At 63.8% G+C, this 12728-nt stretch carries 9 protein-coding genes and 2 pseudogenes; 3 read left to right on the top strand and 8 right to left on the bottom strand.

Translation table 11 applies throughout. From position 1 onward, the window contains the following. Window positions 1-291 precede the first annotated feature (291 nt). Window positions 292-447: a peptide-methionine (S)-S-oxide reductase gene (locus tag NHF48_RS01830; RefSeq protein WP_253069998.1), complete on the top strand. Its 156-nt coding sequence runs from the start codon at window positions 292-294 to the stop codon at window positions 445-447. A 1-nt stretch (window position 448) separates the two neighbouring features. Further along, window positions 449-793: a peptide-methionine (S)-S-oxide reductase gene (locus NHF48_RS01825; RefSeq protein WP_342454712.1), complete on the top strand. Its 345-nt coding sequence runs from the start codon at window positions 449-451 to the stop codon at window positions 791-793. 383 nt (window positions 794-1176) lie between these two features. On the opposite strand, the pseudogene NHF48_RS01820 reads toward NHF48_RS01825, so the two are convergent. The 5 genes and pseudogenes from NHF48_RS01820 to NHF48_RS01800 form a co-directional block, all read right to left on the bottom strand. Then, a pseudogene (locus NHF48_RS01820) lies at window positions 1177-2464 on the bottom strand (glycoside hydrolase family 130 protein). Between the two features lie 151 nt (window positions 2465-2615). Continuing rightward, on the bottom strand, window positions 2616-4811 hold the full coding sequence (locus tag NHF48_RS01815; RefSeq protein WP_263816624.1) for a molybdopterin cofactor-binding domain-containing protein: 2196 nt from the start codon (window positions 4809-4811) through the stop codon (window positions 2616-2618). Beyond that, window positions 4808-5299, bottom strand: coding sequence for a (2Fe-2S)-binding protein (locus tag NHF48_RS01810; RefSeq protein ID WP_253069996.1), 492 nt, complete (start codon window positions 5297-5299; stop codon window positions 4808-4810). Before NHF48_RS01810 ends, NHF48_RS01815 begins: the two co-directional genes overlap by 4 nt. Then, on the bottom strand, window positions 5296-6585 hold the full coding sequence (locus NHF48_RS01805) for a cytochrome c (protein ID WP_253069995.1): 1290 nt from the start codon (window positions 6583-6585) through the stop codon (window positions 5296-5298). The genes NHF48_RS01810 and NHF48_RS01805 overlap by 4 nt, the downstream gene beginning before the upstream one ends. Before the next feature lie 53 nt (window positions 6586-6638). Then, the gene (locus tag NHF48_RS01800; RefSeq protein ID WP_253069994.1) at window positions 6639-6914 is read right to left on the bottom strand and encodes a hypothetical protein; all 276 of its coding nucleotides are present in this window, start codon (window positions 6912-6914) and stop codon (window positions 6639-6641) included. Window positions 6915-7004: 90 nt separating this feature from the next. Here NHF48_RS01800 and NHF48_RS01795 point away from each other — a divergent pair, with 90 nt between their 5' ends. After that, window positions 7005-7667, top strand: coding sequence for a Fe2+-dependent dioxygenase (locus tag NHF48_RS01795; RefSeq protein ID WP_253069993.1), 663 nt, complete (start codon window positions 7005-7007; stop codon window positions 7665-7667). 193 nt (window positions 7668-7860) lie between these two features. Here NHF48_RS01795 and NHF48_RS01790 read toward each other — a convergent pair whose 3' ends face one another. The 3 genes and pseudogenes from NHF48_RS01790 to NHF48_RS01780 form a co-directional block, all read right to left on the bottom strand. Next, window positions 7861-8412 carry a phospholipase domain-containing protein gene (locus NHF48_RS01790; protein WP_253069992.1) on the bottom strand — a complete coding sequence of 184 codons (552 nt, stop codon included), beginning with the start codon at window positions 8410-8412 and terminating at the stop codon, window positions 7861-7863. Window positions 8413-8489: 77 nt separating this feature from the next. Beyond that, window positions 8490-9932: pseudogene (locus NHF48_RS01785) on the bottom strand (phosphocholine-specific phospholipase C); the annotation flags it as partial. Window positions 9933-10046: 114 nt separating this feature from the next. Further along, window positions 10047-12191 carry a TonB-dependent receptor gene (locus tag NHF48_RS01780; protein WP_253069991.1) on the bottom strand — a complete coding sequence of 715 codons (2145 nt, stop codon included), beginning with the start codon at window positions 12189-12191 and terminating at the stop codon, window positions 10047-10049. Window positions 12192-12728 lie beyond the last annotated feature (537 nt).

The raw sequence follows: 12728 nt of genomic DNA, 5'->3' as shown, positions 1-12728 counted from the left end.
CAAGCGGCTTGAGCGTTCAGGTTGGGTGATGGGCCAAGAGCAAACCTTTACTAGTAGACCCACAACTGGTCGTTCAAAGCGACTTGAGTTTATCTCGAAACCATCGGTTCGTTCAGGTGTTGTCTAGCCGGTGTAATCGGGCCGGTATCGGTCAGCGCCGTCGGCGGACAAGCCCAGTCGGGAAGACGGCCCGGCCGATGCTAGGCCACGATCCGACCAGCGCTACACGTTGCCGCCATTCAACGCAGAAAGCGGAAGGGCATCTCGCCTGACCGGTTGGAGAAGGTAAGCATGGAAACGGCGAGCTTCGGCGGCGGGTGTCATTGGTGCACCGAAGGCGTGTTTCAAATCCTGCGCGGCGTCTCCCAGGTCAATCAAGGCTTTCTGCAATCGACCGCACCCGACGATGCCTGGGCCGAAGGAGTGATGGTCCGATCTCGATCCTGAAATAATTTCGCTCGACATTCTGATTGAGGTCCATCTGCGCACCCATTCGGCGAACAGCGGCTATTCGCCGAACGGGCGTTACCGCAGCGCTGTCTATTTTGGGGATGCCGACCAGTGGCATCGGGCGGCTACGGCGATCACCCTGCTCAGGCAGGAAGTTGACAGCGCTGTGCGGACGAAGGTGTTGCCGCTCGTTGGGTTCCGGTCATCGGAAGCGCGCTACCGCAACTATTACCGTACCGATCCGACCCGACCATTCTGCCAACGCTATATCGACCCCAAGCTGGTTGCGATCCGGCGAGACTTTGCCCGGCATGTCCTGTCCGAGGGCGACGCAGGGCGATAGCGATTCCGACGGCCGTCATGCCGGGACGCGGCGGCGACCCGTGCTATTCCTCTGCCCCCGATGCTATGGCGATCTACGTCGAGACCGCCTGCTCACTTGTCAGCAGCATTTGTCACATCGGTGTCAGCGGTTTTGCCGGCAATGCGGAGGTCAATCGTGTCAGCCGGATGGCTCCTTTCCTTCCTGCGTTCCTGTCTACCGCGCATGCTGCCGTTGCACGCCGAGGACGGGCAGGATCCATACTCGGCTATCAGACCGGCTGTCAGGGAGACGGGCCCGGAATGGCAGCTTACCAACTTCGAAATGCGACATCCGTCGCCCAACCGTAGCTGGTGAGCTTGCCAGGTTCCACTACCCAAAACGCCAGCCTGCGCCACGCCGGATCAATTGTCGGTCATCACGGACAGCAGGTCATCCACGTCTCCCACGGCAAACGCCGAATACTCGTCGCCGATCGCGTAGGGCAGCAAGATGCGGCGATCCCGGATCAGCGCACCGCAGCTATAGGTTACGTTCGGCACATAGCCCCCGCGTTGTTCCGCGCTGGGAAACAGCAACGGCGATGCCGTGCGGGCAAGCACCTTCGTCGGATCGTCCTTGTCGAGCAGGCAGGCACCGATGCAATATCCCCGGACCATGCCGACGCCGTGCGTGAACACCAGCCAGCCCTCGTCGATCTCGATCGGCGATCCGCAATTGCCCAACTGCACGAACTCCCAGGGATATTTCGGCGCCATGATCGGCGTTCCGGTTTCCCACGTGTAGAGATCGTCCGATCGCAGCAGCCAGATATTCTCGCTGTCCTGGCGGCCCAGCATCACGAACTGGTTGTCGATCCGCCGAGGGAACAGCGCCATTCCCTTGTAGCCGGTCATGGCGCCGGCAAGCGCCCCTCATCTCGACCCGGCGCAGGTCGACCCCGCGCAGGATTTCCTGGCGCGCGTCCTTGCCGTCGAACGCGGTGTACGTGCCGATGACGCTGCGGACCCCGTCGTGATCGGTGAAGTTGACCAGCCGCAGATCCTCGATGCCCTGTCGCTGGCTCGGCAAGACCGGGAAGATGACGGTTTCGGACGCATCCCGGCTGTCTTCGCAGAGCAGGCGGACCCATCCGTCATCCTGCCGCTCGATGCGCGGCGGGACGCCGTGTGCGCTGGCCGGATCGATCACCAGCCGATCGCCCGGTCCCCACTCGCCAGTACGGAACGTGATCGACGAGATATGACCCTCGCCGATGCCTCGCAGCGACATGACGAAGCGCACCGCGCCCGGCACGGACGGCTCTTCATCGGTCAGTGAAACGATGCTGGGGTTGAAGAGCGCGGCGGACTCGAACGCGTATTCCTGGCTGAAATAAGCGCCGATGATCAGCCGTTCGTCCTCGCTGAAGTCGCCATCGCCTATGTCCTGCCGTACCTCATCGAAACGACGCAGCAGGACCTGCTCGGCGTTGCGATGGCGCTCGCGCATGGGGGTCAGCAGCAGGTCGCGCATCCTTTGGCGCATCGTATCGTCCAGCGCCTGGACGCGGTCCACGACGACCTGGCTGCGTGGCGGGCGGTCCGCCTCGAACGCTTTCGGATAGCCGAAGCTGAACGGCCGGATCACCGTGCGCGACGGATCGGGCTTCAACTCGACGTCCAGCGTCGTGAAGACATCGGCAGCGTTCATCGGTATCGGCCCTTCAGCTATTCTCGCGAGAGAACGCTCGCGACACTCTGAGGTAACGATGTCGAGCGGCACCCGATCCCAAGTCGTTAGGTATGGAGTCTTGGCTGAAGTGCAGGGTCTAACGGTTACGTTTGCGACGGCAGTCGGCCGATCAAAGGCATACTTCGCAGCCGCTCCCCGTCGCTGAAGCCAGAGCATTCGCCAGCGCAGCCGCGGTCGGTCCCTGGGCACATTCACCGGTCCCGAGGAAAGGCGTGCCCAGCCGATCGATGACCTCTACGGTTACGCTGCGTGGCGCATCGGCAAACCGGAGTATCGGATAGGTGCTCCAGTCGTAATCGGTCCGGCGCGCCCCGTCGTGCCCGGCCGCTTCAAAGGCGGTCCAGCTCAGCGACTGGACGATCCCACCCTCCACCTGGTTGCGGATGCCATCCGGGTTGACGGCCTCGCCGCTGTCCACGGCAGCGACTGCGCGGTGGACGATCAGCCGCCCTTCGTCGGGAACACGCTCGACGTCGAGCGCGATGGCGCAATAGGCCCCGTGGTTCTTGTAGCGGGCAAAGGCAAAGCCTCGCCCACGATTGGGGGCGGATCGGTATCGCGCCCAGCCAAACCGTGCTGCGGCCTGCCGGATCACAGCAGCCGCGCGCGGATCTTCCAAGTGCGCCAGCCGGAACGCGACCGGATCACGGCCCGCTGCCGCCGCCAGCTCGTCCATGAAGCTTTCGAGCGCGAAGATGTTGAGGTGTGCGCCGAGCCCCCGGAGCGCCGAGACACGCACCGGCATGTCGGGCAGGAAATGGCTGACGATGGTCTGGTTAGGAAAACGATAGAGTGGAATGGCGTTGCGGTCGCCGCCGCCATTGGGCTGCGGGATCGGTTTCGGCGGGGTCGGCTTGAACGGCGGTACGACTTCGGCACCGGCGAGAAGATCGCCCGCCGCGACCGGTCGCGTGCTGTGCGTATTGCTCCAAACCTGATGGCGCCAGTCGACGATCCGTCCCGATGCATCGAGCGTCGCGTCGACCTGCGCGAGCATCGCCGGGCCGAGCGGTTCCCAGCCATGTTCCTGCTCGCGGCTCCATTGCAGCCGCACGGGGACGCCGGGCATCGCGCGGGCGATCAGCGCAGCGTCCCCGGCCACATCGTCCGCACCGTTATGCCCGTAGCACCCTGCCCCCTCGCGGTGGACGCAACGGACACGGTCGGCCGGGATCGCGAGCAATTCGGCGATCGCCTGACGAAGCGGCTCGACGCCTTGACTATGCGTCCACACCGTAAGCCGGTCCTCCGCGAACAGCGCCACCGCACAGGATGGCCCGATCGCGCCATGCATCAGATAGGGCCTGTCATAGCGTGCCGACAACTGCTGGACGCCACGCGCTCCCGGGTCATCGCGGCGGTTGTTGATCACCTGGCTTTCCCGTCGCATGTCCAGCAGCCCGGCCGGCATCGGGAACAACGCCGGCACCGACGGATCGCGCACCCAGCGGCCGCGATTGGCCACGCGAAGCGCCTGCTCGAGCGGCCATTCGCGCGGCCCGACGATTGCGGCGAAACGGCCGACCTGCACAACCCTGGCGACACCCGGTTGCCGGCGCAGCGCAGAAAGTTCGGGCGTCAATTGCGTGCCGGATGACGGTCCGCGCAGGACCCGGGCGTGCACCATGCCGGGCAGCCGCATGTCATGCACATAGCTTGGCAAACCGGTCAGCTTGGCTGGCAGGTCGACGCGCGGTACCGGCCGCCCGATCAGCTGCCGAGCCTCCCGACGCTTGCGTGGTACGTCCGCCCTTGCGCGCACTGCGAGCGAGGTGGATGCGGCCAACTCCGCATAGGTCGCGCGCTTTCCCTGCCCGCCGAGCACCAAACCGTCGCGCGTGAACAGCGTGGTCGCCATCACGCCCCACCGCGTCGCGGCTGCCTCGGCGAGCAGCAGCCGGACGTTGGCGGCGGCATTGGCGATCGCGGTGCCACTCTGTTCGAGCGTCTGGCTCCCCGCGGTCACGCCCTCGTTCGGTGTCAGGCCCGTGTCCGCGGTGATGAGGTCGATCCGGTCGATCGCGACGTCGAGTTCGTCGGCGGCAAGCTGCGCCATCGCGGTCTTCACACCGGTGCCGAGTTCGACCTTGCCCGTGAACACGGTTACGCGACCGTCCGGTGCGATCCGGATCCAGGCGTCGAGATTGGGGAACTTGGCCAGTGTCCCCGGTAGGTCAGGCGCGATTGTCGGCGGTCCGCCACTACCCTCGCCGCCGCCGGTCTGCGCCAACGCGGTGGACGGCGCGAGCGAGAATGCGACGAGCAAGCCGCCCAGTACGTCGCGGCGTGACGCCACGCTGCTCACGTCACGGGTTCCGCGGCATCGACCACGCCGCCGCCGCGCATCACCGCCGCCCGCCGCACCGCGCGCAAAATCCGCATGTGTGTCCCACACCGACAGAGCGAAGGTGCCATCGCCGTCCGCAATTCGTCCTCGGTCGGCGTCACAGTCTTGCGCAGCAGTCCTTGCGCACGCGCCATCATGCCGGGGATGCAATAGCCGCACTGCGCCGCCTGTTCGTGGAGAAAGGCGCGCTGGACGTCACCAGGTTTGGCGGCCGTGCCCAGTCCCTCGACCGTCGTGACTTTTCGCGTGCCGATCGCACCGATGGGGAGGACGCAGGAGAACACCGGCTGGTCGTCGACCAGCACGGTGCACGCGCCGCACTGCCCCAACCCGCACCCGAACTTCGCAGCATGCAGCCCCAGATCGTCGCGCAGCACGTAGAGCAGCGGTGTCGCGGGATCGATATCCAAGCGTGTCGTTGCGCCGTTGACGGTCAGGTCGATCATTCTCCCTCCTTGCGTGCCTTGGCGACGTCTTTCTCGAGGTTCTTCCACGCCGGTCCGGTACCGTGGCGCATTTGCAGATACGCGACGATTTCCGCCACCTGCCGGTCGTCGAGAGCATCGGCGAACGCCGGCATATAGGGCCCGCGTGGGGAGACGGGCGGATGGAGACCCTTCAGGACAATCTGGATCGTATCACGCGGGTTGTCCTCGTGCAGCGGCGTGCCGAGCGGCAAGGCTGGACGTCCCGCAACCATCATCGCCGCGCCCGGCTCGTGGCATACTGCGCAGGCCCCCTCGTAGAGCTGCGCGCCGTCCGGGTGACCCTGCGACGCCAAGGCTTGGCGATCGGGCAGCGGCGGCTCTAACCGTGCAGCAGGCGCGTCGCGCATCTGCCACGCATAATAGGTCGCCAGCGCACGAACGTCGGTCGGCGCCGCACGGGCCAGGTTATAGGTTACCGACCCCATCGGGCCGGCTGCGGCGGCGTGCGCGGTGCTCAGACCGGTGCGAAAATAGGCATCGAGCCGCTCTACCGTCCAGGCCTGTACCGCGGGCGAATGCGCATTGATCGGGGGCGCATACCAACCACCCGACCAACCGCCGTCATAAGCCTGCGCGCCGCGCTTCTCCTGCTGAAAAAGCCCGCGCGGACTGTGACAGGCGGTGCAGTGCGCCAGCGTCTCGCCGATGTCGCGTCCCCGGTTCCAGGCGGCCGACTGGTTGGCGTCGGGCGTGATCCGCTGTGGTCGGACGAACAACAGCTTCCATCCGGCAAGCAAGGGTCGAAACCCGAGCGGCGGGATCATCGTGTTGGCCGGCGGCACCGAACGCACGGCCGGTCGGGTCATCAGGAACGCGTAGAGCGCCCCCAAATCGCTCTCCGTCACGTTCGCATAATGGGTGTAGGGGAAGGCGGGATATAGATGGCTGCCGTCACGCCCGACGCCTTCACGCATCGCGCGTCGAAATGCGGTCGGAGACCACGCACCGATTCCCGTCGCCGGGTCGGGCGTGATGTTACTGCCGTAGATCGTTCCGAACGGCGTCTTGACCGGGTACCCGCCTGCATACGGACGACCGCTGGCCGATTGGTGGCAACTGACGCAATTTCCTAGCCGGGCCAGATTAGCACCGCGCACAACGAGCGCCGGATCGAAGAGACGAGGATCGGGGCGCGTCACGGTTGCGATCGCCGGCCGGTATGCGAGGATCGCGAAGATCAGGACGCAGACGCATAACGCTACCACGGCCCATACGAGCTTGCGCGTGATGCCGGACCGGTTCATCCTCGTTTATGTCCGGCGATCAGCGTTCGCCCTCGCCTTCGCCGCTCTCGTTTTCACCGCCCCTCATATTCCCCTTCGCCGCGCTGACCGGCATGCTGTTGCGCGGCACGCGCGCGACGGGGATGGCGGACGACGTGGCGTGACTTGGTCGAGCGCACGACACGGCGCCCCTCACCTTCGCCCTCACCCTCGCCGCGCTCGTTTTCGCCGCCTTCGCCGACCTGGTCGACCGACGGCGCCAGCGGTTTGGCTGCCGCCTGTGTCAGGATCGCCTGGCCGGATTGCGCGACCACGAAGGCACCGACGCCCATCCACAATTTCGTACGCATACTAATTCCTTACTCGCCAACGCGTTGGCCGCATTGGTTGGGACTGGTAGGGCGCCCGTCCGACATCCTGTCGATGCTGCGAGAACCCTGATGTTGATCATGATTGCCAACGTTCTGGACGCCGACAATCTCCAGTCGCTACGAGATAATCTTGGCAAGACCCGCTATGTCGACGGGCGCCGGACCGCCGGTCGCGAGGCCCGCCCGGTCAAGCGCAACGAACAGGTCGACCGCGCCGATCCGCTGCTCGCGGACATGCAGGACTTGGTGGTCGACCGGTTGCTCGCGAACCCGTTGTTTCGGATGGCCACACGACCACACGTGGTTCGCCCGCCGCTGTTCAGCCGCTACGAACCGGGCATGGCCTATGGCAGCCATGTCGACGACGCGATCATGGGCGGCATGCGCACCGACGTTTCGGTCACGATCTTCCTGTCGGAACCCGACACGTACGAAGGCGGCGAACTGGTGATCGAATCTGCGGCGGGCGAACAGGACGTGAAACTGGCGGCAGGCAATGCCGTGGTCTATCCCACGACGGCGCTGCACCGCGTCGCGCCCGTCGTCTCCGGCGAGCGCCTAGCCGCCGTGACCTGGGTACGCAGCCTAGTACGTGATGCCGATGCCCGCGAACTGTTGTTCGACCTGGAAACCGCACGGCACGCGTTGTTCGACCGCCTCGGCAAGACGCCCGAACTGGACTTGCTGGCAAAGACGCAGTCCAACCTGCTCAGACGCTGGGCCGAAGATTGAGAATAATTTTCGGCTCGTTAGGTGACGCTAGACTCACATGTGGACGTTCGTAGCGGCCCGTAACTCTCCCAATTTCCGACGTTTGCTAGTCGCAAATGCCGTTTGATATGGGAACCCGCACGATCGAACAGATCGCACCATTCGTGCCGCGCACACGCCGGTCTAAGTCAAGGCAGCGAATAAGGAACCGCGGTCAAGTTGCGCGCCGGCCGTAGGCGGGGTCGCTCACGCTCGACCGGCCGGTCTCGGCATGTCCGGCGAGACGTACTGTGGTGGGACTGCCGCCGATCCGGACGATGATGTCGTACCAGTGATCGCTTGGTTTCAAATCGATGCGGCTCGTCTTTCGCTGCCCCGGTTGCAGTGCGATCAAACGGACCGACTCATTGAGATAATCGAGGTGTTCGATCGTGACGTCGCACCCGGAGAATGCGGCCGCTATTACGCTTATCTCGAACTTGTCGTCGCGACGTGCGAAACGCGCTTCGATCCGCGGCTGCGCCATGTGGGTGCCCGTGCTGCCCTTGAACTCGCGCAGGAATCCGTTGGGTCCGTGTACTCGGTACCAATACTCGCCCGACGCGGGCAGCGGCAGCGTGTCAGTCAGCGATTTGCCCGCCTCGACGGTGTAGAACCACGGCCCCTGGTGATCGTCCGGCGCGTAGACGTTGAACCCCGCCCCTGCTTTGCCGGTGTTCGTGATGCGCAGGTCAAAGCCTTGCGCGGCGTTCCGCGCGCCGTCCACCGCCAGATTATACGGTAGCGCACGCGCTGGGCGTCGGCCCGACTCCTGATGCGGCATGTCTTGCGCGAGCGGGGCGCGGGGCGCATCTTCAAGCGACCGCTCTCGACAAGTCGCTTGCTGTTCGCCGTCTCGGGCCAGTTAGTCGGCAGACCGCGATCGGGATGCGCGAAATCGAACGCGCTCGTTAGATCGCCGGTGACGGCCCGACGCCACGGCGTGATGTTGGTGTCGATCACGCCGAACCGCTGTTCGATGAACCGGATAATCGAGGTGTGATCGAACACCTGCGAATTGACCCAGCCTCCCTTGCTCCACGGCGACACCACCGTCAGCGGCACGCGCAGACCGAGGCCGACCGGTTCACCGTAGAAGCTCTCACCCGCGACGTCGACGGTCGACTGGCCCATCGAGCGGTTCAGCGCAGGGAGTACCGGCGGGACATGGTCGAAGAAGCCGTCATTCTCGTCGTAATTAATCAGGAAGACGGTCTTGCCCCACACCGCCGGATTGGCCGTCAGCGCACCGAGGATGCGGGCGGTCAGGAACTGGCCGTATTCGAGCGCGGACGCCTCGGGATGCTCGCACAATTTGTACGGCGCAGCGATGTACGAGACCTGCGGCAGGGTATCGTTCATCACGTCGCGGCGGATGGCATCGACCAGATGCTCGCCTTCCGACGCCGCAGCATTCTCGCGCGTCGATCCCGCTACGATTGAGCGGCCGCGCTTGTAGAGCTCCGACGACGGATCGAGGCCGCGGAAATTGGCAAACGAACTCAGTGTGTTGTCGCCGAAATTGTCGTATTCCTGATAGACCCGCCACGATATGCCCGCCTGTTGCAGGCGTTCGGCATAGGTCGTCCAGGTCAGCCCCTTGAACTTCGGATCATCGCGGGAGGCGTCGCCGGTCCAGTTGTTGTCGTCGGCGTTGGCGACGAGCTGTGGCCCCGTGTCGCCGACCGACAGGCCGCTGGTGCCTGCATACATGTACAGACGATTGGGGTTTGTCGGGCCGTGGAGCGAGGCGTGATAGCCATCGCACAGCGTAAAGGCGTCGGCGAGCGCATAGTAGAACGGGATGTCGTCGCGGGTATGATAGCCCATCGTCAGCGCGGTCTTCTTCTCGATCCACGCGTCGCTGTTCTTCCAAAGCGCGTGCGACCCCTTCCAGCTATGGTCGAGGCTCTGCATCGCGTTGGCGTTGTGCTCGCCGGCGTTGAGCCGGAACGGAAGCACCGCGCTCTCCGCACCGCGCGTGAGCGGCTGTTCCCACACCGAACGACCGCCCGGCAGCAGCATCGGGCGGGGATCGCCAAAGCCCCTGACGCCGCGCATCGATCCGTAATAATGATCGAACGAGCGGTTCTCCTGCATCAGGACGACGATATGCTCGACGTCCTGGATAGTGCCGGTCCGACGTGCCGCGGGCAGCGCCAGCGCGCGGGCGATCTGTGCGTTCAAGCCACCCACCGCGCCTGCGGCTGCCATGAGTTTGAGAAAGTTTCGGCGGGTATCCGACATGGAGCCTCGTAGTTTTGGGAGACGGCGGGAAGCAACGCGTCGTCGCTTACCCGCCCTTGGTGACATCCGCGCTATCGGCGATACGCATCGGCCGGCGTAACCTTGGCCTCAGGCCTAGAAGCGCTTTCTGACGGTGACGAACACCTGCCGGGGCGCGCCGACCATCATGCCCTGATAGGTGCCTTTCAGATCGCTGTTCGTGTCGCCGACATTGGCGATGTAGTCCTTGTCGAACAGGTTGGTCACGTTCGCCTGAACCTCGAGCTTGCCGACCGGGCTGGAGTCTTCGAGCCGGAAACCGAGCGTCAGGTCGGCGAGAACGCGTCCCGGCACCGAGCTATCGTTCAGATAGGTATAGTCGCGCTTGCTCTGGTAGCCGAGATTGAACCGTCCGAAGACCGCGCCATTGTCATAGGCGAGTTCGGCATTGGCGAGATGCGCTGGTACACCCGTGACGGTGTTACCTTCGGTAGCGAGAACAACTTCGCCCGCGCCATTGAGCGTATCATCGGCATAGCGCGCGTGGGTGAACGAATAAGACCCGAACAACGTGACATGGCGCATGAGCTTGTAAGTGCCCGCCAGCTCGACACCGTTGGTGTTCACACTACCAACGTTCGACGTGATGCTGGCACACGTCTGTATCCCCGAACACGGGCTGAAGCTTGCCAGCCGGTTGCGGAAGGTGACGTGGTAACCGGACAGCAGCCCCTCGAAATGCGGCAGATGGAAGCGGAAGCCACCTTCAGCGGTCTGCGAGCTTTCCGGCTTGATGTTGCCCTTGTTGGCGTCGAACGTCGCTTGGTCGGTACCGAAGGGCCCAGAGCCAAAGGCTGAGATGTTTTCGGAATAGCTCGCGAACAGCTCGATTTTGGGGTCTATCATGTAGTTGAAACCAGCTTGCGGCAGGAACAGGTCCTTGGCTTTGATCTTGCCGCTTGCTTGGGCGATGGTCGAATAGATGACGTCGTTGCTGACGCCGACGTCAAGCGCCTTGAAGCCTGCGTTGATCTTCAGCCGGTCGTTGACCTGCCACGTGTCCTGCGCGAATCCCTGATATGTGTTCACTGTGTAGCGATAGTCATAATAGCGATCGAACACGTCTTTGCTGTCGGGCCACTGGCGCTCGCCCCAGTTGCTGCCGTCGCTGGCGATCCCGTATTTGAAGCGGCGATACATGAACTCGTTGTGTTCGTACCATCCGCCGACTTCGAGTTCATGGTTCCCGACCTTGTACGTCAGCGATCCGGTGACACCCTCGCGCTGGATGCGGTAGCCCGAGCTGCGGACGAACAACGGTGCGCCACCCGGCGTGCCCGAATAGGGATACCACCATGTGCCCTCACCCTTGTTGTGGTGCATATAGGGCTGGATCCGCAACGTCAGCGCGTCGGTGATCCGGCTCTCCAGGCGGACATAGCCGAGGTAGTCGCGACGCAACGTGGTGCCGTCGTAATAGGTGTCGTCGACGCACTTGATCCCATTGGGATAGACGTTCGTGCCGCAATCGCCGGCCGGATTGGCCTGATACGCCTGCGCCAGTGAGACCGCAGTCGCCCAGTCGTAGCGCAGGTAATCCCACTTATAGCCGTATCGATCGATGATCGACTTCGACACGTCCATGTAATCGTCGGTCGCGAGATCGGAATAGGCGACGTAGGCAGTGATTGTGGTGGCCTCGCCCAGCGGTACGATCGCCTTGGCGTTCGCCTGCCATGACGAGGTCTTGCCGTTGCCCTTCCATTTCGGCTGGTCCAGCCGTGCGCCACTGACATAGGCGTGCGCGCCGTTACCGAGGTCGCCAGTGTCGATCCGCGCGAACAGGCGATAGGTGTTCTCGCTGCCATAGCCGGCCTCGGCGAGCACGCCCGCATCGCGGCTGGGGTCGACGGTCGAGAACTTGATGGTGCCACCGAGATTCGAGCTGGCCGCGGTGTCCAGCGCGCCTGCACCCTGCGCCAGTTCGACGCCGCCGATGTTCTCAGAGATCGTCGCACGACTGATGTGGAGACCGTTAAAGTTGCCGTACGACATGTCACCGAGCGGCATCCCGTCCAGCGTATAGCCCAACTGGTTCTGGCCGAAGCTGCGTACCGAGATGTTGCTCGAGTATTCGTTTATGCCGAGCGGGTCTGCGCTCTGGAAGTTAACGCTGGGCAGCTTCGCGAGAATCTTGATCGGGCTCGTCCCCGGCGGCGCGGCGTCGATGTCGGCCTTCGACAGCGTCTGCACCTGCCGGGTCTCACCGTGCCCGAGCACGACGATGTCAGCGGTAGCGTTCTGGGTTTCTGCCTGAGTTTCTACTGGTTCAGTCTGCGCCGTCGAGACTAAGGATTCGGGTTCAGCCGAAGATGGGGCTACGATCTCCTGCGCATGCGCCGAGAACATCCACGGCCCCGCTGTGACGATTGAAGTACAACATACTAAAAAAACACGTAACTTCTTCATTTTTTTACGCGGCCCCGTCGAGATTTAGGTCAGAATTCATTCCCTTATTCAGATTTCGTGGCGGTGGGGTTACGGTTTCAGGTCAGTTCGGTGGCACCTGCGCATTGCACTGCCTAAACTGTGGACGTCGCTATCATCTTTGCGCCGTTAGGAGGGCGGCAAAGGCGTCGAAGGGGCGGCCGCACATGCCGTCCGGCTGCAGATTTTCGTTGCGCCGGAAGTTGCGAACGCGAGGTACGATGGTTTGAGACTTCGACCGTGAGCGCCCGAGGTTGCCGACAAAGTGACAGCTGGACCGCAAAGGCCGCCATCTGCGGCGGGCTAAAAGAGTTGCGTGCAAGCCCGTCC

Origin of the sequence: Sphingomonas sp. H160509 (assembly GCF_024124765.2) — a bacterium.
GTDB lineage: Bacteria > Pseudomonadota > Alphaproteobacteria > Sphingomonadales > Sphingomonadaceae > Sphingomonas.
This window is presented reverse-complemented; position numbering and strand designations above follow the sequence as displayed.

Bases quoted from the DNA above. Each gene is read 5' to 3' on its own strand.
- NHF48_RS01830 (WP_253069998.1), top strand. From the start codon at position 292: ATGGAAACGGCGAGCTTCGGCGGCGGGTGTCATTGGTGCACCGAAGGC.
- NHF48_RS01810 (WP_253069996.1), bottom strand. From the start codon at position 5,299: ATGATCGACCTGACCGTCAACGGCGCAACGACACGCTTGGATATCGAT.
- NHF48_RS01805 (WP_253069995.1), bottom strand. From the start codon at position 6,585: ATGAACCGGTCCGGCATCACGCGCAAGCTCGTATGGGCCGTGGTAGCG.
- NHF48_RS01800 (WP_253069994.1), bottom strand. From the start codon at position 6,914: ATGCGTACGAAATTGTGGATGGGCGTCGGTGCCTTCGTGGTCGCGCAA.
- NHF48_RS01795 (WP_253069993.1), top strand. From the start codon at position 7,005: ATGTTGATCATGATTGCCAACGTTCTGGACGCCGACAATCTCCAGTCG.